Origin of the sequence: Prevotella pallens ATCC 700821, from assembly GCF_000220255.1 — a bacterium.
Lineage (GTDB): Bacteria > Bacteroidota > Bacteroidia > Bacteroidales > Bacteroidaceae > Prevotella > Prevotella pallens.
The window spans coordinates 230819-253597 of record NZ_GL982513.1 but is presented as its reverse complement, the minus strand read 5'-3'; the positions used below and the strand labels follow the sequence as shown (position 1 = coordinate 253597).

Here is a 22779-nt window from a genome sequence, read left to right as displayed (position 1 = left end):
GAAAAAAACGTTACGTCCAAATTTATTCAAAATATTTTCCATTTTATCTTTCTTTTGCCCTTATTCTCTCTTGTTTTCTTATATTAAAAGTGGGACATGCTGGTTATGTTCAAAATAATAATAAGAAATTGAAAAATATTAATTACATTTCTCTTCATTTCTTATTAATATTCATCTGTGTTTTAATGAAAAAATTTTTAGTGGGTAATTCTGTTTTTGGTAATATTGTGAAAGAAGTGCTAAACAACATAAGAATAAGAGATAGGAAAGATATTGAGGTTGTAGATGATGCGAATTGCACCGTAGGCAAGAAATGTAAATTTCCGCTGCATTTTACTCTTTTTCTATTGGCTTTATTTATAGATTGTGCCACAATGAATATTTTGTAGATTGGTTATTCCTTCCTACTTTTCAAAAAAACGTCCGTACATTCTTAGAAAAAAGTACGGACGTTTTTGGGAAAAAGTACGGACGTTTCAAGAAAAAAGTACGGACGTTTTAGAGGAAAAGAATAATAGTTTCGTAAATACCTGAATACTATCTATTTATGCTTTCAGAAAAAATGCGTTTTTTCTGTACAATTTTGGTATGAAAAGCTGCTATGTGGTGGGTGATTCCTGCCAACAAATGATGTTGGCAGGTGGGTGTTGCAGTTTATTTTTGTATAATAAAAGTTTATAATGGTTTTGTTGACAGGTATGGGTTTCTGTGTAGTTTTATTTGTTTCTGCAAGATGGTTGCGGTTTTTTATTCTACCGTTATGACACCATCTTTGCCTACTTTTAGTTTTCCTTTCTTTGCGGGTTTGGGTGTATTTTCTATTTTTATGAAGCTTGGTATGGTTTGTGTATTTTTTTGCTTGACTGTTTTTGGCTTTTTTGTATGGTTTGTAGCCATTGAATTGCGTTTGTTTTTTGCTATTTTCTGCCTTTGCGCTGTTGTGTGGTTTGTGTTTCGGTGGGCATAATTATGTGTTTGCCGTGTGGTTTCTATTGTTTCATAATAGTATTTGTCGTCTGAGTTGTCTGCATCGGTATTGTTTTTTCTTGATGTTTTATATATAGTATTTCCTTCGTATTGGTTTTCCGTTGCCATTATTCCGTTACTGAATGTGCGTTTTTTTATGATTGCTCCATTTCTATCGTAGGTATATTTTGTGCCTACTGGTATTCCATTTTGGTAGGTTGTTCGTGCATAAAGTGGCAATTGTCCTTTTCTATCGGGTTCATTGTAGTATTGCAACATTGTTCCGTGTAGCATTCCGTTGTGGTAAGTTTCCATAATATATATGCGTCCTTTGTTGTCGTAGACGTAGTATTTGCCTTCTTTTTCTCCATTTTTATAGTCGAACTCTTCGAACTTTGTTCCGTCTTGCCTGTAGGTAACCCAATGTCCTTGTCGTTCGCCAGTATTTTTGTTTATGTATCCTGCTGTTTTCAGCTTTCCATCGTCATAATATTCTTTGTATCTTTCTTGTGCTTTTAGTGCGACAGATACGAATAAAAGTAGTATAAGTGCGAATATTTGTTTCATATTATTTAGCCTTTATTTTGTATTCGGTGTGTATAGAATTGAAGGTTGTGCATTTGCCGTCTTTTAAATCAAAGCTGTAAATGTTCTCTTCGTTTTTTCCTTCTTGTCCTTCTCTTCTTCCGTATATCCAAAAACGATTATTACAAACTACGGCTTCGCTTATATATGTGAACCTTTCTACGGCTTGTGTCCATAAAATGTTTCCGTATGCGTTGCGTAATTGGAGCACCGACTTTGCATCGTCGGCTATGGTGGGTTTGAAGGTAATTAGTATATAATTTGCATCGTAGTATTTTATTTGTCCATCGAAACCTACGAACCAATCGGTAATTGGTTGTGCACTTATGAGTCGGTTGCCAGATGATGGTGTGTACGATCCTGAAATACTATTGTAGAACGAAAAGTCTTGTGGGTCGCCATTATGGAATAAAGCATGTATTTTCCATAAACACAAATATCCACCTTTACTTGATGATTCGCTAATATTCTTGCTTCGAAGTTTAAAGAAGGTAGTATCTCTTACTTCTCCATTTAGTTGATTGGGGGGCAAAGTGCGTGCATAATTAAAGGCCTTTTCAGTATAAAGTCTGTTTGTTGCGGGAAAATAATAGTAAGTTGCTGATAAATTATTATGTACTTCAAAGCCTTCTCCCGAGTCGATGTTTATAAAATTTACCGATGAGATGCCTGTGTTCATAACTTCTTTTCCTTTGAAAAGCAATTTAGAAACATCTTTGAAGGTTAATGTTTTTGGATTTAATTCGTAGATAAATTTGTCTGAAATAATGAAGAACCATTTTCGTGCTTGATGGAAATACCTACCTACCATGTCGGAAGGCGACATAGAATTACGCTCTCTTGTATCTTTTTCTGAAATAAGAAGCTGTTCTTTTAGCACATTTCCAGTGGTAGCGTCTCTAAAACCACAGTAATATCCGTCTACATATTTAGGATTTTCGTCTCCATAGTTAGACGAGTAGTCGCGCTCAAGCACATAAAAGTAGCACGGTTTACCATTATAGGTACTCATTAAAAATAGTCTGTAATTGTCTCTAATCTCAATAGAATCTCTGGTTGTTCCCGAAAAAGATGGCGAACTGCTAGACCCACTGTGCATAGCACTATAAAATAGAATTACAACAATGGCTATTGGAGCCAATAAAGCTATGATTCCTATTTTAATTCCGTTGCTAAGAAAACTGTTTAACGACGATGAGTTTGGCGACTGATATTCGTATCGATGGTTTACGTTAATATTAATATCATCGTCGTCTATATAGAATTCGGTACCACAACTTTTGCATTTGTACCTTTTATCGTCTAATTGTTCATGCTTCTCGCTACCACATTGTGGGCATTTTATCGCTTTAATTTTTGTTGCCATCTGTTGAGATTAAGCTTCTTTTGAATAATAGATTGCTAAGAACAGCAATATACATTGTATGGAGGTGAGTATAACCACGCCTATTAACCACCAGTTGTTCGACCATCTTTCTGGTGCAAAGAAGCCAGTTAGAAACTCTAATGCACCTATTGCAGTGTATATAAAACCTAAACTTAAACGGTGTGTACTTTCAGCACGTCCTAAGAATGCGAGTGCCAGTAATAGTCCGTTAAGAACAATAGCCCCACTTGTAAAAAGCAAATTGAGTGAAGAGTATGCAGTAACAATTAAACCTACGAGAAGGTTTGTTATGAGTGCGATGAGCGCAATAATAATTATTCTTTTCATAATGTATCAAGTATTTCGTTCTTCTTCTTTTTATATTCTTCCTCAGTAATAAGCTCTTCGTCAAACAATTGTTTTAGTTGTTTTAACCGAGCAGTAGTGTCTGTTGTTGTAGAAGTAGTGGTTTCGTTTGGCTTTACATTGTTATCTTGAGTATTAAAAAATTCTTTTGCCAATTGAACACCTGCTCCAATTTGCATACCAGCACCAGCAAGTCCACCTTCTGTACGTACAGCATCTCGTAAAGCAGCAAGTTTTTGTACACCAGCATAATCGAGATCAACCTCTGTTGCAGCCAATTTTTCGGCTGTCATATCAGCAATTCTGTTAATACGCTCCAATGTTTCATCGTCGAATGTAACAGAGTCTATACGGAAATCGGTAAGAATTAAGCCTAAACGTTGTAGTTCTTCGGTTGTTTTTAGGCGTAAGTCGTCCGACATTTCCATTAGATGTTTATCTATTTCTGTATATGGATAAGCTTTTTCTGCCAGGAAAGAAGTTAGTGGAGCAACTATACGCGATGCAACAAGTTGGCGAACATCGGTAGCAGTATAATCGCTTACAGTACCTAAAAGTGTGCTGAACATTATAGCAGCATCTTCAATTTTCACAGAAAAGTTACCACACGCACCCACTGCAACAGGCATTTTATAATTAGGTTCCATATACTTCACAGGAGTTGCAGTGCCCCAAAGTACATTTACTAATTCGGCAGTACGGAAGAAATAGAAGCGCATTTTATGTTCGCTTTCCATTCTTTGTGCCAAATTAAGAAGTGTTGTAATAAATGGGTGGTTATCTGTTTGTAATTCGTAGGTATCAGGTTCTGTTAGCGTTGCTTTTACTTTTCCATCGTAAACAAGTAAACAACCTTGTCCAGGAGCTACAATTAACTTACTCGAATTCTTTATTTCGTCAGTAGAAGTGTCTAAGCGATGAAATAAAATATTAGTATCTTGCTCTTTCCATTCTATAACGGAACGTAGCTGTTGCTTAAATAATTTTTTTATGCCCATAGTGCGATTGTTTAATAGATGATATATTTAGAACGGTTTATCCCCTTTATTATTGTCTTAATTTTTGTCATTCTTTATTAATGAAAGTAAGTGTTCTACCGCCTCTTCTTCAGGTATATTTTTCTCTACACATACCTTTTTGCGATACAAACTTACTTTCTTCATACCTGCACCCACATATCCGTAGTCGGCATCTGCCATTTCTCCAGGACCATTTACAATGCAACCCATAATGCCAATCTTTAATCCTGTCATACTTTTTGTGGCTTCTTTAATGCGTGCAATAGTAGAGCGGAGGTCGTAAAGTGTACGTCCGCAGCCCGGACAAGATATATATTCGGTTTTCACCATACGTAATCTGCCAGCCTGAAGTATGCCGAAAGCTGTTTGTTCTATATCGTCTTGTGGAATGTTACCATTGTTCATGAGCCATAAGCCGTCAGTTAATCCGTCTATCATTAGTGCTCCCATATCGGCAGCAGCAGATAGTTGGAACTGTTCTTTGGCATTTGGCTCGTTGGTATTCTTATTGCTTTCTTCAGATGAAAATTGGTACATCTGTGCAAAGACAACCGGATTTTCTACACCTGCAATCATCATTTGATGAACCAATGCTCGTTGTTCGCCAAGTTTGTTTTGGTGCGAACTTACGCAAACCACCACTACTTCGGGGTGATATTTCAAGCAGGCAAGCAATTCTTCTGACGGTGTTCCATACTTTACCACTAAGAATTTAATTTTCGATTTCACTGTTCCAATAAATGGAATTGCAGGAGTAGGGAAAATGGGGAAGACGTTTTCGGTTGGAAGTTCTCCCTTTGCAGCCAAGTCTATATATGCATTATAGTCGATGATATACTTTTGTCCACTTTTCAATTTGGCTGGTAATACATCTTTTGTGTAGATGTAATCGGGTGTTGGAAGGGTTGAAACAATGTCTGCATTATGTTCTGCTGCATTGTGAGTAGCTATTACTATTGGCACATTATCGCCACCAATGTTTTCTACAGCTTTGGTTTTTCTACGTTCAGGACGTAAATAATCGAAGTCTTTGAAGGTTTCTGCTGGAACAATAATGTGTCCTTTCTTTTGTCGAATATAGCGTGCTAAGTATTTTGCAACAGGTATTTCGCATTCTGGTTCCTCGCTCAACGATACCCGAATAGTATCTCCTATGCCATCGTTTAGTAGTGCTCCTATACCAACAGCGCTTTTTATACGACCGTCTTCTCCTTCTCCAGCTTCCGTAACACCAAGATGAAGCGGATAGTTCATACCCTCTTTCTCCATTTCAGCTACAAGAAGGCGCACCGAACGCACCATTACAACCGTATTAGAAGCTTTGATAGAAATAACAATATCGTTGAAATCGTGTTTCTTAAAGATACGTAGAAACTCCATACAACTCTCAACAATGCCTTCGGGAGTATCACCGTAGCGCGACATTATACGGTCGGACAAACTTCCGTGGTTTACTCCTATGCGTACGGCTGTATGGTTTTCCTTACATATATTAATAAAAGGTGTAAGGCGTTCTTCTATCTTTTTAAGTTCTTTAGCGTATTCCTCGTCTGTATATTCTAGTATTTTGAACGTACGACCAGGGTCTACATAGTTACCAGGATTAATGCGAACCTTCTCTGCATATAGTGCTGCTACGTCTGCAACATTAGCATTGAAGTGTACATCGGCACAAAGTGGTGTCATAATACCTTCTGTTCGAAGTTGCGCATTGATGTGTTTGAGGTTTTCTGCCTCACGTTTTCCTTGTGTAGTGAGCCTTACAAGTTCGCCACCAGCAGCTATAATGCGCTTTGCTTGTGCTACACTTGCATTGGTATCGTTGGTGTTTGTGGTTGTCATTGATTGGATTCTAACAGGATTATCACCACCCATATCTAACGCACCAACGTGTGCAACAGAACTTTTTCTACGTTCGTAATTGAATAAATCTATCATTTTATATTCTTAGCATTAAGCATTCAAACTTTAAGTTAGGCAGAACTATGTTGGTTTTCGAGTGTTTTATCCATCGAAAACCATAGTTTTCGTTCCACAATACTTTGGTTCTGTATTCTTAACACTTATACTTATAGTCTTTTATTTCAGCTAAATCTTTATTAGCTTTTTCTATTTTTTGTCCTAAAGTAGCCTTCCATGCTTCTACTTTCTTTGCTATTTCTTCATTGCCAAGTGCCATCATTTGAGCAGCTAATATAGCTGCGTTCTGTGCACCATTCACTCCTACTGTGGCAACAGGTATGCCAGGAGGCATCTGAATAATAGAAAGCATAGCATCTAAACCGTCCAACATACCTTTAATTGGTACGCCAATTACAGGCAAAGAGGTTGAAGCTGCAATTACACCAGGCAATGCTGCTGCCATACCAGCACCTGCAATAATCACCTTAATGCCACGTTCTTTTGCTTCTTTGGCAAATTTCTCTACTGCAGCAGGGGTGCGATGAGCCGAAAGGGCGTTCACTTCAAATGGTATTTCGTATTGTTCTAACCACTTGCAAGCCTTTTCCATAACAGGAAGGTCGCTTGTAGAACCCATAATAATGCTAACCAATGGTTTCATATATCTTTATTTTTGTTCTTTGTATTTATATCAATAAAATTGTAAAAAATGCGCTAATAATACCCAAGAAGAAACCTGTTGTTACTTGTGTAAGGGTATGCTGTCGCAATATAATACGACTTGAACCTACTATTCCTGATGCTATTATTACCAAACATAGCCACCAAACAGAGTTGAAATTGAGTATAAATGAAAATGCTAATAGTGCTCCCAGCACGCCACCAATGGCTGCTGTGTGTGTAGAAATCTTCCACCATACGTTAATAATGGCACAAAGTATTTGTATTACTAATGCAACTATCAGTATAGACGTTATTAAATGTGGCAGATGCGATAGGTTCATAAGGTAGAAACAACCAAAATAGCAAAGTATAGAAATAACATACGGTACCATTCTACGTTCCTTTTGGCCTAATTGTAAGAGTGTCCAGCTATGATATTGCCTATAAAGGTGAATGAGTATTGTTGGAATGAACACCGTAAACAAGTAGACCATTACTATTAGCGATACCTTGAATTGCCACGGAAACATACTTAGATCCGAGAAAAAGAATATAGCCAATATGCCCAATACAGGCAAATAGAATGGCGTAAGTAGCATACTTGCTATTCGTGCAGTTAGTATAATGTTTTTTTCGTTCATATTCTTATCATATCTTACTGCTCTTACTGGCTTACTTATTCTTTGCGTAGACGTGCAACAGGCAAGTTTAATTGCTCTCTATATTTGGCTACTGTACGTCTTGCTATAGGAAAACCCTTTTCTTTCATCACCTTTGCCAGTGCGTCGTCGCTAAGCGGTTTCTGCTTATTTTCGTTGTTAATGATGTCTCGCAAAGCCACTTTTATCTTTCTTGTAGACATCTCTTCTCCGTCTTCCGTTGTATAACTGTCAGTAAAGAAGAAGCGAAGCGGGAATGTTCCCCACCTTGTTTGTGCGTATTTTATATTGCTTACACGCGAAATAGTGGATATATCGAGTCCCGTTTTCTCTGCAATATCTTTCAATATCATAGGTTTCAAATCTGCCTCGTTACCATCTTGAAAAAACTTCTTTTGTATTTCAATAATGGCTTTCATAGTTACGTACAGTGTGTTTCGGCGTTGTTTAATTGCTTCTATAAAGCCTTGTGCCTTCTCAACTTTACCTTTTGCATATAGCAGAGCCTCTTTTTCCTGACGGTTCATACCTTTCTTGTTGTCTTTATATGCCATTAGCATATCGTTGAAGCTTTGCGAAACGTGCAATTCGGGTAGATCTCCATGGTTTAAATAGAAACTAACGTTTCCATTATCGTCGGTATCGATAATGAAGTCGGGGGTTATTTGCTGTACATTTCTACCCATTGTCTCTCCCATCGAGGCTCCTGGTTTTGGATTTAGCTTACGAATTTCGGCTTGTAGTGCCTTTATTTGGAGATCAGATAGCGAGAGTGCAGTTTGTATTTTGTCCCAATGCTTCTTTGTAAATGCATCGAAATAGTGGTTGAAAATAGTTTTTAGATGGTTGTACACACTGCTATTGCGTTCCCATTCGCCATCTGTTACTTTGCGTTCTATTTGCAATAACAAACATTCTTGCAACGAACGTGCTCCAATACCAGCAGGATCGAAGTCTTGCAACAGTTTCAATGTGTCGGCAATTTCCTTTTCGCTACAGTCTATACCGTAGTAAATAGCAAGCTCATCGGCTATTGTATCTAAGTCTTTTCGTAGCAATCCGTCGTCGTCGAGGCTTCCAATGAGATATTCTAATATAGTTTTTTGTCTTTCAGTAAGCTCTCTTTCGCCCACTTGCTCGTTTAGTTTGTCTATAAACGATGTAGTATCGCCATACACTATCTCCTCGTAGTCGGCATTATCGTGGCGTTGTCGTCCATCGTAAACGGGCAATTCATCGTCGCCTCCCATACGTTCGAGTGCTGTATCAAGTGCATCTTGTCGCTCTTGTTGTTCTTGTTGAACATCGAAATCGTCGTTATCGCTCTCTATTTCGTTTGTTTCTTCAAGCTGTTCTCCGTCTTCTCGTCCTTTTTCTAAGGCTGGGTTGTCGTCTAATTCGGCATTAATGCTTTCCTCTAATTCGGTTAATGGCATCTCAAGCAACTTTACCTGAAGCATTTGTTGCTGCGAAAGTCGCTGCACTTGTTGTTGTTTCTGCTCTTGTATTTGTACTTGTTCTTGTGCCATATTTACCTAATTATGTTTGCAAAATTACGAAAAAAGAAACACAATCATCTGTAATAGTGGCATAATTCTTCTGTTAAAGCCGAAAGTTCCTTAGTATCGGCGTTGCCATATCGGTCCCAAATGTTCTGGCAAGGCAGTAGAAGTGGCGAAATTATAAGGTCATCTTGGTTCAGATAGGGGTCGCAGAAGCGATAAACGTCCATAATTTCCACAACACGACGAGGAGTTATGTTTAGTAATCGTGCTACTTCTTTCACTTCGGGAGTCCCTTCTGTCATCGTTATAGGTGTGAGATGGAAATACAGGTTAAGCACTATTATTAGTGCAATGGGTGTTAAGTCGGTGGCTCTTTCTATAAGTTTAAAGTCTTTTTCAAAGGTTTCTTCTGTTGTTACACCCTCGTAGAACTCCTCAGGTTTGCCAAATCCTTTCATCTTTCTTATGCGTTTGGCATCTTTTTGTAGTTTTTTTGGATTGTTGGCATATACTTTCCAAAGTGCTTGTATACTTGGAAGGTTGTTTAAATGGAATTCTTCCATCTTTGCGTATAGTATGTATGGTGGGATATGTAGCTCTAAACTAAGCTCAACAATGGGGTGGGCGTAAGTTGGCTTTATGCCTATGGGTTTCTTAAAATATATTTGTAGAAGCATAGGCCAATATTCTTCCGACCATAATGAATGTGTTACCATAAGTTTAAATGCGGTTGATGACATTGGCAAAATTAGTTATTAAAAGTGTAATAGCCAAATTTTTGGATAACTCATTATATTGTACGGCTAAACAAGATTATCCTAATGGTTTTGTAAAAATAATTTCATTGGAAAGGTATAAGTACGTTTTTGCGTTGCAAAAGTGCCTTTTTTGAAGCCCAAAAGTGCCACTTTTAGCTTGCAAAAACCATATTATTGTAACGCAAAAATATGGTTTTTGCAAAGCATTGGTAATTAGAATGTTATGCAGGAAATATGCTTACGAAAATTATTTACAGTGTTAATATTTAGTTTTTATGGGTTTTAGCATAGCTTTTATTAGTCTAAACTTGCTTGCATTGGCTATGTATTCTTCTTTGTTTCCAGTGTTTAAGGTATTCTTTGTTGGAGTTTTTGTGCTGTTTTTGTTGCTCAATAATACGTACTGTTGTGCTTCGTTTAAGTCTACTACTGTGGGATTTAGGTCGGCAAAGGTGGCAAATGTGATATAAGCTCTATGGTTTTTATGGTTGTAAAACACATATTGGCTGCCGTCAGCTGCGGCATTGTAAATGGCGAATACTTCTATTTGCGTTTGCTTGTTCTTGCTATTTACTTCTTTTAAAGGTTCTATTTCACTGCCATCTGCACAGTAAATACTTATCAATGTATCCCGTACACCACCTTTGTTTATTACTAAATGGCTCATGCAAGAGTCGTCGTTACTCTCGGTAACTACCATGAGCGAGTCTTTTGTTCTCATGTTCTGTCCGGCGTATACACAAGTATTGGCTAAGAACAAAAGAAGTGCGATGAGGCTTTTATATAGATGTTTCATGTCCTTTTATAGGTTTATGTTTTCTGTTTTGTTCCGTCTTATTTTGCATTCGCTCTTGTTTCTTCCTCTTCATAGCATAGTTCGACGGTAGACCAATGGCACGAACACGTAAAAGTAGAGTCGTTGTTTCGTTGAATTTGAGGTATATTGATGGTGTCTATTTCGTTGTTATGCTTTCCCTTCATCTTGATATAGAGTTCAGAAAAGTGATAATCGGACACCTTTTGTTCGATGGTTGTAAAGCCTAAATGGTGTAACGACTGCACTAAAGCGGCAATAGGTTCGCACATTTTACTCATTGAATAACTCCTTTCGCTTATATCTTATATTGGGTTTGTACCTTTCCTCTCGTTTAAATAGACCTATTCAAATGCCTCATCTTCCGTCTTCATACCATTGATAAAGTCGATTAACGACCGAGCAACAGGTTCCATCATCTTCTCTTTATCATCGTAATGCTCCAAATTTGCAAAGAAAATGTGCCCTGTTTCTGCATCGAAGCAGTATGGAAATCCCCCGCTGTCAATGGCAAACGGAATATGTTTCTTTTGTATTAATTCTTTTTCTACGATGAAAGTGTGCCACAATTTCTCCATAGTATATTGAGAAGGCGAAAGCGAATGTTTGATGGGTGCAATGTATTTCAGGGTATATTCGTTTTCCGAATCGTCTAAGTAAACGTTTCTATCGCCATCTTCTACCAATCCTCCATTATGTTTTAAGTAGAAGTTTCTTATATCAGCAGGAAGGCAAAAGCCTATTTTGTGTTCTAAATCTAAGATGTCTGCCTCTGTAATAGGCAACGCACTGTTCGTAATCTGATAGTTTATCATCTTTGTTTTTTACTTACTTCAATTGCAAATATAGAGCTTATCTCTTATACAAACAAGCAAAGAACAATGTTAAGTTCCTTTTTTGTGCTTGTTGCACAGACACTTTTTGTATGTTTAAAGTTGTGCTACGTGGATGTAAAACATTAGTAGGAAAGACCTATTTCTATCCACGAATCAAGGTAACTCCAAAAGTCTATGTCCATCTTTGGTGCATCGTTGGTCCACCAAATTAGCGCTTTGGGGTTTTCTTTGTCCTCTATGTTGATGCACAGATAGCCGTTTCCGCCATTATGAAGCACGTAGTAAGTTTTGTTTAAGTCGGTAGATTGCAATATCTCTTGGGGCAAACCCCATTCCGATTGGCTTAGGAAACGAACCTTTTCTATAGGAAGTAATCCTAAGCCACCGCTTATATTCTCGAACCAACCATTATGTAAATGCTTGTAAAAGTGCTGCAACTTGTCGGGCAATATTGCGATATGGCTGTCTGTTGTGGGCATATTGCCTACATATAGCACGTATTCTTCGTCCACCAACAGCAGGTAAACCATCTTAATTTGTTGCTGATGAAACATCAAAAATACATCTTCGAGTAGCTCTTCTAATAAATGTAGCGTCTTAGGAAGTAGGCTACTGAAGTACGACCAGCGTTCTATAACGAGGGATTTCTTTTTGTCTTTATCTTCTTCAGTCAGCAAGAAAGACCACATTTCGGGTATTTTTATTTCGTCAGTTGCCGATAAAATCCTTGCTCCAGATAAGCCGTTTTCTTTTAATATAGTTTCTATCTTCATGATGTAATATTGTTTTTACGATGTTGTAACCTATGTAAAGATGTCTTGTCCTTCAAGTTCTATGCACCAATCTATCATCACTTCGTTGAACCAATCGCAGAAATCGAAGTTCACAACTTCGGGTTTATCTTCTTCAGAGTACTGATAGTTGGTCACCCAAAACACGATTTGGTTGCCTTGTTGAGCATCGAAGCAGTAGTAGTTGCCTCTACCGTCAGGTGCAAACGGAACAATATGGCTGGGCATGTGCACCTGTGTTGCTTCGTGTTCAGTCTTGTATGCCTTGATAAGGTCGAAAGGTTTATGGTTTATTCCAAGCACTTCTTCGCCACAAATTAGTATTCCATTCGAGAACTGAAGCAGTCTTATGTAATCTGCTGGTAGCTGAAAAGGAATGTTTTCCTGTGCAAGTTGGAGCGCATCATCACTGATAGGATCGAAACATTCAACGTATTCTTCTTTGAAATCTTGTATTCTTTGAATAATGGAATCAATGTTCAGACGCTCTTCTAAGTCGTATAATAGCGGGTTAGCGTCTGCTTCTATGTCGCTGTTTATCCACATTCCTTCGTCCTTTCTATACACATGGAAGCGGAAATAAATATCTTGTGTATTGGTAATATACACTATAAGGCAATACGGGCGAGGGTAAACGGCATTTAAACGCTGCTTAAACTGTTCTATAAAAGGCAGAATACAACTAAGCGAAAAGCCTTCGAAAGCCGACAAACATATCTCGTTATGCCACATCTCCAAGCCAGTCCTGTCGCCTTGTTTCTCTATTTGTTCGGATATGTTGTTAATGAATGAAGTGTTAATATCGTTGTTTGCATCGTATAAAATGCAACATTCTGCGACTTTTATTTTGCTTAAAATGCTCTCGCAAACCTTGCTTATCAATTCCTTATTTGCAGGAACCGACTTCTCTAAAAGCATTGCCATGCGTTGATTTATCCTTCTCATATCACAATAATTTCGTTCTTTATACTTATAATTTTGCTGTTATTGCCGTTCACTGCTACGATGAAAGCAATTTGTTCTTGACCGAAAATGGTTGTCTTTCTTGTGCAATGTGTCTTAAAAACAAATTCATAAAGCCTCCGACAGCAACTTATCTATATCCAAATTCTCTGCTTTGTATATTGCATCGAAGTAGCCTTTTACCGCTACACTAATGCCTTCGCATGCGCAATCTTTGTCGTCTGCAAAATTCGGCGCGTAAATATCAATGCCTAAAATAGTAGAAGCGAAGCCAACATAGTCCTCTTCTAATAATATATTATCGTGGGAAGACAACTGTTGATAGATGTCTGATGCCTTCATTTCGAATAGGTTTTTACCTTCTAAAATGAGCTTTACATTAGGCAACGGAGCAAAGGTGAGTAAGAATAATCGTTGGTCGTGCTGATTATAATAGGCCAGAAAATCGCCATAGTCATCTATAATGAAACTGTTGTTTCCGTCTTTTTCTTCTCTGGTTGTTTTGATTTTTAAGCTTGTTTTAGCTAAGATATCCTTCCGATATCCACCGAAAACAAATTCATTGACACCGATAAGAGGTTGGATTATATATTCCATATCTTTGTGAATAGTAAAGTTTTGTTGATAGATATGCCTGCTTCCGTTCTCAAAGAATAAGCTATATATCGTCTCTATTAGGGTCGTTTAGCAGTCTATCCCACTCTTCAAAGGTGAGAGGAGGTAGACCTTCCTTTGCTCGCATAGCGTTTCTCAGCTCAACATACTTAGGGGTAATGGTTACCTTACCGCTTGCAATAGCTCGCTTAATCTCCTCTTTTGTTGGCAAAGGGGTAGGGGTTAGCTTTTCAATAAAGTTGTTAAGGTTTTCTGAAACCAGCGTTGGGTATTTGTTATTTCCCTCTAATCCCCAATCGTTTTCTTCGTGAAACCAATAGTAAACCTTACCTGTAATCTTGTTAATACATAGCCAATCGCCCCCATCAACACTTGCAATGGGCATCAATTCCTCTGGTATTCTGCCCTCATAGTTGTTGTATGTTGCGATAATATCATCGTTTTTGCTTTCCGAAAATCCGAGAAAATAGTTAATAGTAAACTCTGTTTCCTTATCCTTATAATGGTTTTTATGAGGCTTGCAGACATTATTTTGCATCAGCAAATCCTTGAAATGAGAAGGCAAAACAGAACCTATTGTATGTTCTAACTCGTTTATTTTCTCCGCCATAGCATTTGAAGCTAAAGGCTCTAATATATGTATTACATTCATATCCTCTTTATAAGTATTCTTGAAAGCTATTATATGCACATGCTAAACTGGTTTTTATTTTATTTCGTTGATAGTTTTTTGCGTGCTATTGCTCCAAAGGTGGCAGTCCATCTTTTATTCTTTTCTCGTTTATTAGCTTCAATAATCGAGGCGAATAGGTAACACTTATGACTTCCCTTTTGTCTTCTTTGTCTTCTTTTTTAGGCTCAATTCTACTGATAAAGTCGTTTAATGATTTTGCAACCAGCACCAAATCGTCGCCTATTGGAGCATCGTGCGACCAGTAATAGATATTGCCCAAACTGCTTTCTTCTAAGGAATAAACAATCAAATCGCCACTGGCACCCTCGCATAAGGGAAAGAATTTCATGCTTATTTGCTCCTTACAATAATACATTTTGATGCTTTTCTCAACACTTCTCTGAGTATTTCCAAAGCCCAAAATGCCACTAACGTAAAGTAATTCGTCGCTATTCGCCTGCTTTTCCAACGGAGATACCACCATTTCTTCATTGAAATAGGAGAACCCATAGGTAGTAATAAACTGCAAAACAGTATTATCTGGAATTGCGCCCAACGTTCTTTTTACTTCTTCTAAGAACGAAGTTACATCATAACTCTGGTTTAATTCTCTCTCCTTAGAAAAAGAAATAAGTTGTTTAAAACCTTGTATATCCATATTTAAAAAGCTTAGTCTATTTCTCTATTAGGGTCGTTTAGCAGCCTATCCCACTCTTCAAAGGTGAGAGGAGGTAGGCCTTCCTTTGCTCGTATAGCGTTTCTCAGCTCAACAGACTTAGGAGTTATAGTTACCTTACCGCTTGCAATTGCTCGCCTAATCTCCTCTTTTGTTGGCAAAGGGGTAGGGGTTAGCTTTTCAATAAAGTCGTTAAGGTTTTCCGAAACCAGTGTTGGGTATTTGTCATTTCCCTCTAATCCCCAATCGTTTTCTTCATGAAACCAATAGTAAACCTTACCTGTTATCTTGTTAATACATAGCCAATCGCCCCCATCAACACTTGCAATGGGTATCAATTCCTCTGGTATTCTGCCCTCATAGTTGTTGTATGTTGCGATAATATCATCGTTTTTATTTTCCGAAAATCCAAGAAAATAGTTAATGGTAAACTCTGTTTCCTTATCCTTATAATGGTTTTTATGAGGCTTGCAAACATTGTTTTGCGTCAGAAAATCCTTGAAATGAGAAGGCAAAACAGTACCTATTGTATGTTCTAACTCGTTTATTTTCTCCACCATAGCATTTGAAGCTAAAGGCTCTAATACATGTATTACATTCATATCCTATTTGTAATAGCCAACAAAACCCCGCCAAAACTCAACTCCTTTGGCGTTTACAGACTCTCGTATCATGCTTATGAACTCGCTTTCCTTACCATTCCACACTGCGTATTGTCCTGTACCCATCGCCCGTACAAGCATTTCGAAGTTATCAGCTATTAGTATTCGGTCTTCATAAGCAATCTCGCTATCGATTGCATAGACCTTTCCTGTTGCACATTCCAACAAGATTGTAGATGGATCTCCATTAGCAATAATCATCAAATCGTACTGATGCAGAATGTCATAATCGGCATATTCCAAGTTCCTTTGTACTATCCAATTCAGCGTTTCCTCATCGTTTACCCCGAATTGGTAGCTCAAAAAGCCAAAATTTCCCCAGTTGTAACTAAGTATTAACTCTATGAATACCTCGTCTAACGTATCGATACGTAGCTTGTTTTTTAGCTTTTCGATTTCCGAATGAGATATAACAGCCTCCTTTAAAATAATATCTTCTGTGATTTCAGGGTCTACATCGCGTGTCTCTTCCATAATAGAAAGCGCGATTTCTTGCATTGTTAATAGCTTCATTTGATATGTTTGATTTATCTTTTTCTATATTTTACCATAGCGTACTGCCCTTTATCGGTGCCATAAACTATGCTTTTTTTATTTGTTACAGCTCTCTTTATATCAGCAAACACGCCTACCCTTGCTTTCCGAATATATCTTATAATTCTGGTCTTTCTCCGGATTCCAATAGGTAAATACGTATTTTGAAACACCAAATATGGTACGATGCTCCCTTTGTATAAGTTTGAATTGTCCTTTTAAATACCCAGATAGTTTTTCTAACTCGTATAATTTGAAGTATTGAGAGAACATAACTAAGGGCATACAAAGCCTTATTCGTTTATCGCTAAATACAAAAACGATAGACGAAGTTATCTTTCCTTGCCCTGCACACCTTATATATAATAAGTTGTCTATGGTGTTTGTGTATTTCAGTTTACCTCTTGTATAGAAATTAATAGTATGGTTATCAACAATCTCAACCCGTTTTTTGCGAAGCAAACACACTATTATTAAACCACAAATAATATATGGAATAGCACTTTCATAGCGAAAATAGTGATGAGAAGTGCCAAGAAACGAATTAATAATATGGTCTATTAGATAACTGAAAACAAGCAATCCTAATATATGGATTATACTTAAAGGCGATGCATAGAAGCTAAATTCCTTTTTCTTCTCCTGTATTTTGGTTGTTTCCTTTGGTACTGTCATTTTCTATTTTCTATATTTTAGCATAGTGTACTGCCCCATAATGCTTTACAGAAACTATCCAGTTAAACGATGAATCAAATACTTCTATGTCGTCAGCAGCGGGATACCAAATATCATCGAAGTATTTACAGAAGTCTTTGAATAGGAAAACATCAATGTTGTTGAAGCGTTCAAAGTTGATGAAAACCTCGTTCGGGACAGGTATTCCGATACTATTGAATACCTTGTTCCAGTCGAAATCCTCGTCTTCGGCGTTTATATCGTCCAACAAAACAAACTCTTGTTCTTCCTTTTCAAAGAACTCTTCGGGTGTATTCACGTGCCAATAGCGAAACAAGGAACGGCACACTGCTTCGCATTCGCTACCTTCTATGCTTCTGACAATAGGCATATTGGTGTTGTGTTCGTGCTTAAAGTTTACCAGTTTGAAGGCTTCCATAGTGTACGAATGGCTCTTATTGGCTTATTTTAGACTATTTATGAATGCTTCGAAAGTATCGGCAAGGAAGTACGTGTTACCATCATCGTCTGACGATTCGAACGTGTAGGCATGGTCGTAGTAGTACACACCCTTGTCGTCTCCATCAGGAATCAAGAGCAAGAAGCCGCCATCTTGGAAGTCGCCAATAAGCAATGCACCCTCTGGAATATCGTCTTTATACTCTGTATTCCAGTATTCGAGCGTCAAAGCTCTATTTAATTGATTGTCGCAACTGAATAAAACATTGAGTAAAGTTTCCTCTTCGATAGCCTCAATCCTAACAATTGTGTTCTCCGTACAAATACCATTGTGTTCAATAAGAAACGCTTTATAGTCGGCAGGAATACTTACAGAGAGTTCTTGTTCTATGGAATGAATGTCTGCTTTTGCTTTAGATAATACTTGAAAGTCCATATTACATCTACAAAAAGTATATTGTTTATTGGTTTTACGTTAGTTTTCTGCTCCGATATATGGCTCAATGTACGATAGAAATTCGCCTTTGTCGGTATTGAAAACCTTATTTCCGTCTAACATATAGGCACGCATCAGTGCATCGACACCCTCTTCTTTGTTACCTAATTTAATAAGGTTGCGCCCTTTAACATACCAAACGTATGGGTTCTCTATACCACTACCACGTGTTAAGGACATAGAATAGAACCTGTCGGCAACTATGTATTCGCCCATTTCGTAATACGAATCGCCAATACATACAGCTATTGTGTCGAACAAACTCCACTCTTCTTTAGGCTCAGGCAAACGGTTCATAGCCTCTTCGTAGTAGGCTATGGCTTCTTTATATTTACCTCTTTCCACCAACTCATCGCCTTCGTCTAAGAGCTTATTGATAGTTTCGTTAAGTTCAGAAGATAGTTCTTCCGTATCATCTTCTGTATCTTTATAGTTCTTATAAAACTCCAAATACTCCGGCTTAGCATTTGTAAAGTATCTTAATCCTGTCTCTTTCACCAGAATATCCCAATACTTAAAGGCTTGCTTTTCATCTTTTTTCTCATAGCAATATTGGCCCATTAAGAACCGAACTTCCTCGTCTGACAGGTGCAAATTGTTGTTATTGTCTATCAATCTATTTAGCCATTTCTTGGCTTCGTCGAAGTTTTGATGCCCTAAAGCCTTTCCAAAGAACGACTTTGCATAGTTATATGCTTGGTTCCAACCCTCTACTGGTGTTGGAAATTGTGCCCAACCTTGCTCTGCTAATGCAAAAGCGTCGTCGTATTTTCCGTCGTTATATTTTGTGATAGCTTCCTTGCCGTATTCAATTACCTTGTCAAATAGCTCTTGTTCTAATACTGCCATATATTCAATTTCGTTAGTTATGTTCTGTAATAAGTTGTTTATAATGTGATTGTACGATGGCTTTTAATTAGCAAAAGGCAACATCTGCACAACCTATTTCAACTATTTCAAACTGTTGGTTGTTGCCTTTCAACTTTATTCCACAGCCATGTTCTACATCGAATTTGGTTCTGTAACTCAGTCCAAATAGTGCGGGCTCGTCTTGTTCGAATAGTATAAATATAGCCATTAACTCTATATCGGTATCGGAAACATCTTTAATGCCATATTTATTATCAGCATATTGCTTAACAGCAACAGTGGTTTTGTCGTACCATATACTAATTTCTTCAAGAAATTGCACTATCTTTTCTTTGTATTCTTCGGTGAGTTCTTGCTCTGATGCCTCTAAATCGTCAGACAAAACTAAGCGTACTTTCTTCTTTAAAGCACTAATAAAGACACTTGTTTCCAAGTCTCCATCGAATTGTAAATCACATACTTTCATTGTCCTATCGGTGTTTTAGTTCTGTTATATTACATATAATGTGTAACGCTTTTGATAAATAAGTATGCCAAAGCGCCTGAACTTGTTAGACTTTGTCTATTATTTGTACAATAGATAAAAACTGTTTGTAACTGCTTCCCATTCTCTTTGCACTGTAATAGGGCATAGTTAGTGGGCACAAATGTAATGAATATCTTGTAAACGGACAACTAAAAATAACAGATTAGTGTAGTTTAAGTATTGTGTAAACAAAATAAAAAAGAGCTATATGTTGCCAGATTATAACGGAGATATTTGTTTGTTGCACCTTTAAAATAACTAACTTAGTTGTAAATATAGCCACTATGAATTTGCCTAATATGCCACAATATTTGTTCGTAGTTATATGTATGCTGTTGCAACTTTATTGTTTGGCAATGCTGTTCTTAATGTAAATATATTTCAAAAACCATTTAAATCTGTAACGTGCTCTATGTTAATGTGTTACAAAAGGGTGTATTTTGCATTGTAAAAACCCCATTTTTGCGATGCAAAAATATGGTTTTTGCACTTCAAAAGTATGGTTTTTGCAATGCAAAAACGTACTTATTGTTTTCCATTAAATTTATATTTACAAAAGTAGCACATAGTTTTCGAGTGAAAAGCCGTATATTTGCAACTTCTATTTTCATAGCATTAATATGGAATAGAAGCTAATTAAGTGTTGCGGAAATGAACGATAAGTGTTTTCATAGGTTGCCAACTGGCAATGAAAAGGAAGCGATGGGCAAGGCGAAAGTCTTTCCTAATCCTTTCTATTATGAGCCCTCTCCGCTTGCGCGCTGTGCAGTTACGTTGTTGCAGCAGTCGCTTCCAGAGTTGAAAGAAGGCAAAATGTTTGGTGTACTAATAGTAGAATACGGGGGAAAGTTAGGCTATCTGCAAGCCTATTCAGGTCAGTTAGAATGTATTAGTGACGATGGCTTTGTTCCACTTGTGTTCGATTATTTGCAACCCAATGGCTATTTCAAGACACACGAAGCCGAAATAACTGCTTTAAACCACGAAATTGAAGTTTTAAAGCAGTCGGACGATTACGAAAAATCAATAAAAAAAATTGCTGATCTCAAGGTAGAAGCACAGCAGGTAGTTGCAGAAGCACAACAAAAAATGGTTATTGCAAAGCGTTTACGCGACGAGCGGAGGAAGGAAAAAGCTATTGTTTCGGACAACGAACAACGGGAGATGATACGCGAAAGTCAGTATATGAAGGCAGAGTTGCACCGCACAAAGAAGCGATATGCAGCGCTGTTGGAAGTAGCAGAGGCTGAAGTGGAGGCGTATAATAGTAGAATAGCAAAATTAAAAAATATCCGTAAGCTTAAATCGGACCAGCTTCAGCGTTGGCTTTTCTCGCAATTTACTTTCTTGAATACTCAGGGTGAGCGCAGCGATTTGCTGTCTATCTTCCGTAATTACTATTTATTGCATAGTCCGAAGTCGGTTCTTGCTACGCATTATGCAGCTATGGGAGAGCAGATAACGCTGTTTCCGCCATCGGGAACAGGCGAATGTTGCGAACCAAAATTACTTCAATATGCTTTTACACATGGTATGCGACCAGTAGAAATGGCGATGTTCTGGTGGGGTAAGGCACCTAAGACAGAGATAAGACAGCACAAACAGTTCTATCCAGCGTGCAATGGAAAGTGCAAACCCTTGCTAACTTGGATGCTAAAAGGTATGAATGTAGCTGCCAATGTATTGGAAGCAGAAAGCAAACAAAGTATTGACATCGTTTACGAAGACCGAGATTTGGCTATCATAGTCAAACCAAGCGGTATGCTAACCGTGCCTGGACGAAGTAAAAAACAGTCGGTTGAAACAATATTGCGCCAGCGATGGAACGACAACGATACACCAATTATAGTGCATAGGTTGGATATGGCAACCAGCGGACTGCTTGTTGTGGCACGAAATAGGTATGCACACAAGCAATTGCAAGCACAATTTAAGGCAAAAACGGTGAAGAAACGCTATGTAGCCTTGTTGGACGCCACCTTATTAAATAGGGTAGGGTTGCCCAGTGAAGGCACTATTTCGTTGCCACTGTGTGCAGATGAGCTTGACCGACCACGCCAAATGGTAGATAGAAACAAAGGAAAGACTGCTATAACACATTATAAAATAATAGGAAAAACACCTTTACAAGATAGTCATTACAGCGAGGCGGTAAAGGTAGAGTTATGTCCTATTACGGGACGCACCCACCAGTTGCGAGTTCATTGTGCACATTCTGAAGGGTTGGCGTGTCCTATTCTTGGTGACACCCTATACGGAAAACGCGCCGATAGGCTCTATCTGCACGCCGAATACCTCGAGTTTACACACCCAACAACAGGCAAACCACTTAGTTTTAAGAGCAAACTAACAACATAATGACTTACTTTTTTTGATGTCTATTCCTAAGTATGGTAGAGCAGTTTAGACTTTAAGTTAAACAACAAATGTGCTTTAAGTTAAACCATCAAGCTACTTTAACTTAAACAAGAAGCAGACTTTAAGTTAAACTATCAAGCTACTTTAAGTTAAGCAATACGAGACAACCAACGACTAGGTACATTAACACTGCAAAAGAACCTTTTTATATCCAATAAATAGGTATAAAACGATGTTCTACAGCTATATATAGAAACATTAATACAGGCAAGAGAAAAGCATTCTACATAGGTAAATAAGAACCAGAAAACTATTTGATGGCGAACAATATATACAGTTCATAATCATTAACAAATACTCAATATCTTCTAAAAAAAACAAAAGTATTTTACCAATATAGCTTAATACTATCTGAATAGTGTACTTTTGTATAGAACTATTGCATTCAGTGAAAATTAAAACAATATAAAAATGAAAATAGGAGTTTTCTGTTCGGCTAATAATAACATAGATTCAGATTTCTTTGAGTGTACAAAAGAATTAGGAAAATGGATAGGTGAAAACAATTATGCCGTAGTATATGGAGGCTGTAACATTGGTTTAATGGAATGTATAGGCAAGTCTGTTCACGAAGCAGAAGGCACTACTATAGGCGTAGTTCCTAGAATTATTGAAAAAGGAGGTAAGAAGAGCAACTATATAGACATAGAGTTTCCTTGCGAAAACCTATCAGACCGTAAAGATTTGCTAATGATGCAAAGTGATATAACAGTGGCTCTGCCTGGCGGAATAGGCACCATCGATGAAATATTTACGGTTGCAGCATCGTGTTCTATAGGCTATCACGATAAAAAAGTGATATTATATAACGTAAAAGGCTTTTGGAATAAGCTTATTATGGTGTTAGACAATTTACAAGAACAAGGCTTTATACGTGGCGATTACCATCGTTATATAGATGTAGCCAATAACTTTGATGAGCTAACAAAGAAGATAATGCAGGGATAAAATAATTGTAACACAATAGTACAACACATTAATA

The 22779-nt window shown here is 37.6% G+C and carries 27 protein-coding genes; 3 read left to right on the top strand and 24 right to left on the bottom strand.

The annotated features are described in order from the left end of the window. Window positions 1-389: hypothetical protein (locus tag HMPREF9144_RS13665; protein WP_006043932.1), on the top strand; the 389-nt coding region annotated here is incomplete at its 5' end. A gap of 358 nt (window positions 390-747) precedes the next feature. Here HMPREF9144_RS13665 and HMPREF9144_RS01035 read toward each other — a convergent pair. The 24 genes from HMPREF9144_RS01035 to HMPREF9144_RS00920 form a co-directional block, all read right to left on the bottom strand. Beyond that, the gene (locus HMPREF9144_RS01035; protein ID WP_006043931.1) at window positions 748-1533 is read right to left on the bottom strand and encodes a toxin-antitoxin system YwqK family antitoxin; all 786 of its coding nucleotides are present in this window, start codon (window positions 1531-1533) and stop codon (window positions 748-750) included. 1 nt (window position 1534) lies between these two features. Further along, entirely contained in the window at window positions 1535-2917 is a 1383-nt protein-coding gene (locus HMPREF9144_RS01030) for a hypothetical protein (protein WP_006043930.1), read from the bottom strand. 9 nt (window positions 2918-2926) lie between these two features. Beyond that, on the bottom strand, window positions 2927-3265 hold the full coding sequence (locus tag HMPREF9144_RS01025) for a hypothetical protein (RefSeq protein ID WP_006043929.1): 339 nt from the start codon (window positions 3263-3265) through the stop codon (window positions 2927-2929). After that, on the bottom strand, window positions 3262-4281 hold the full coding sequence (locus HMPREF9144_RS01020; RefSeq protein WP_006043928.1) for an SPFH domain-containing protein: 1020 nt from the start codon (window positions 4279-4281) through the stop codon (window positions 3262-3264). The genes HMPREF9144_RS01025 and HMPREF9144_RS01020 overlap by 4 nt, the downstream gene beginning before the upstream one ends. A 57-nt stretch (window positions 4282-4338) precedes the next feature. Further along, window positions 4339-6240 carry a 4-hydroxy-3-methylbut-2-en-1-yl diphosphate synthase gene (locus tag HMPREF9144_RS01015; protein WP_006043927.1) on the bottom strand — a complete coding sequence of 634 codons (1902 nt, stop codon included), beginning with the start codon at window positions 6238-6240 and terminating at the stop codon, window positions 4339-4341. Window positions 6241-6358: 118 nt separating this feature from the next. Beyond that, the gene (gene purE, locus HMPREF9144_RS01010; protein WP_040595342.1) at window positions 6359-6865 is read right to left on the bottom strand and encodes a 5-(carboxyamino)imidazole ribonucleotide mutase; all 507 of its coding nucleotides are present in this window, start codon (window positions 6863-6865) and stop codon (window positions 6359-6361) included. Between the two features lie 25 nt (window positions 6866-6890). Continuing rightward, window positions 6891-7508, bottom strand: coding sequence for a phosphatase PAP2 family protein (locus tag HMPREF9144_RS01005; RefSeq protein ID WP_006043925.1), 618 nt, complete (start codon window positions 7506-7508; stop codon window positions 6891-6893). Between the two features lie 35 nt (window positions 7509-7543). Then, window positions 7544-9055: an RNA polymerase factor sigma-54 gene (gene rpoN / locus HMPREF9144_RS01000; protein ID WP_006043924.1), complete on the bottom strand. Its 1512-nt coding sequence runs from the start codon at window positions 9053-9055 to the stop codon at window positions 7544-7546. 44 nt (window positions 9056-9099) lie between these two features. Then, window positions 9100-9747, bottom strand: a complete 648-nt coding sequence (locus HMPREF9144_RS00995; protein ID WP_025001237.1) for a hypothetical protein — start codon at window positions 9745-9747, stop codon at window positions 9100-9102. A gap of 301 nt (window positions 9748-10048) precedes the next feature. Then, entirely contained in the window at window positions 10049-10585 is a 537-nt protein-coding gene (locus tag HMPREF9144_RS00990) for a hypothetical protein (protein WP_006043921.1), read from the bottom strand. A 38-nt stretch (window positions 10586-10623) separates the two neighbouring features. Then, entirely contained in the window at window positions 10624-10884 is a 261-nt protein-coding gene (locus tag HMPREF9144_RS00985) for a hypothetical protein (protein ID WP_006043920.1), read from the bottom strand. A gap of 63 nt (window positions 10885-10947) precedes the next feature. Continuing rightward, window positions 10948-11418 carry an SMI1/KNR4 family protein gene (locus tag HMPREF9144_RS00980; protein WP_006043919.1) on the bottom strand — a complete coding sequence of 157 codons (471 nt, stop codon included), beginning with the start codon at window positions 11416-11418 and terminating at the stop codon, window positions 10948-10950. 143 nt (window positions 11419-11561) lie between these two features. Continuing rightward, entirely contained in the window at window positions 11562-12212 is a 651-nt protein-coding gene (locus HMPREF9144_RS00975) for an SMI1/KNR4 family protein (RefSeq protein ID WP_006043918.1), read from the bottom strand. Between the two features lie 30 nt (window positions 12213-12242). Next, on the bottom strand, window positions 12243-13175 hold the full coding sequence (locus HMPREF9144_RS00970) for an SMI1/KNR4 family protein (protein WP_040595341.1): 933 nt from the start codon (window positions 13173-13175) through the stop codon (window positions 12243-12245). Between the two features lie 126 nt (window positions 13176-13301). Further along, the gene (locus HMPREF9144_RS00965) at window positions 13302-13790 is read right to left on the bottom strand and encodes a hypothetical protein (protein WP_006043916.1); all 489 of its coding nucleotides are present in this window, start codon (window positions 13788-13790) and stop codon (window positions 13302-13304) included. 61 nt (window positions 13791-13851) lie between these two features. Next, window positions 13852-14460 (bottom strand): SMI1/KNR4 family protein, encoded by a 609-nt coding sequence (locus HMPREF9144_RS00960; RefSeq protein ID WP_025001243.1) that lies wholly within the window; start codon window positions 14458-14460, stop codon window positions 13852-13854. An 85-nt stretch (window positions 14461-14545) separates the two neighbouring features. Then, a complete protein-coding gene (locus HMPREF9144_RS00955) occupies window positions 14546-15139 on the bottom strand; it encodes an SMI1/KNR4 family protein (RefSeq protein WP_006043914.1) in 594 nt (197 codons plus the stop codon). 11 nt (window positions 15140-15150) lie between these two features. Continuing rightward, window positions 15151-15759: an SMI1/KNR4 family protein gene (locus HMPREF9144_RS00950; RefSeq protein WP_006043913.1), complete on the bottom strand. Its 609-nt coding sequence runs from the start codon at window positions 15757-15759 to the stop codon at window positions 15151-15153. Window positions 15760-15762: 3 nt separating this feature from the next. Further along, on the bottom strand, window positions 15763-16332 hold the full coding sequence (locus tag HMPREF9144_RS00945) for an SMI1/KNR4 family protein (protein ID WP_006043912.1): 570 nt from the start codon (window positions 16330-16332) through the stop codon (window positions 15763-15765). Window positions 16333-16434: 102 nt separating this feature from the next. Beyond that, the gene (locus HMPREF9144_RS00940; protein WP_006043911.1) at window positions 16435-17028 is read right to left on the bottom strand and encodes a hypothetical protein; all 594 of its coding nucleotides are present in this window, start codon (window positions 17026-17028) and stop codon (window positions 16435-16437) included. A 10-nt stretch (window positions 17029-17038) separates the two neighbouring features. Further along, window positions 17039-17467: a tudor domain-containing protein gene (locus tag HMPREF9144_RS00935; protein WP_006043910.1), complete on the bottom strand. Its 429-nt coding sequence runs from the start codon at window positions 17465-17467 to the stop codon at window positions 17039-17041. 24 nt (window positions 17468-17491) lie between these two features. Beyond that, window positions 17492-17923, bottom strand: a complete 432-nt coding sequence (locus tag HMPREF9144_RS00930; protein WP_006043909.1) for an SMI1/KNR4 family protein — start codon at window positions 17921-17923, stop codon at window positions 17492-17494. A gap of 39 nt (window positions 17924-17962) precedes the next feature. Beyond that, window positions 17963-18832, bottom strand: coding sequence for a tetratricopeptide repeat protein (locus tag HMPREF9144_RS00925; RefSeq protein ID WP_006043908.1), 870 nt, complete (start codon window positions 18830-18832; stop codon window positions 17963-17965). Between the two features lie 67 nt (window positions 18833-18899). Continuing rightward, a complete protein-coding gene (locus tag HMPREF9144_RS00920) occupies window positions 18900-19319 on the bottom strand; it encodes a hypothetical protein (protein ID WP_006043907.1) in 420 nt (139 codons plus the stop codon). A gap of 711 nt (window positions 19320-20030) precedes the next feature. Here HMPREF9144_RS00920 and HMPREF9144_RS00915 point away from each other — a divergent pair. Beyond that, entirely contained in the window at window positions 20031-21737 is a 1707-nt protein-coding gene (locus HMPREF9144_RS00915) for an RluA family pseudouridine synthase (RefSeq protein ID WP_006043904.1), read from the top strand. Between the two features lie 471 nt (window positions 21738-22208). Next, window positions 22209-22745, top strand: coding sequence for an LOG family protein (locus HMPREF9144_RS00910; RefSeq protein ID WP_006043903.1), 537 nt, complete (start codon window positions 22209-22211; stop codon window positions 22743-22745). Window positions 22746-22779: the final 34 nt, after the last annotated feature.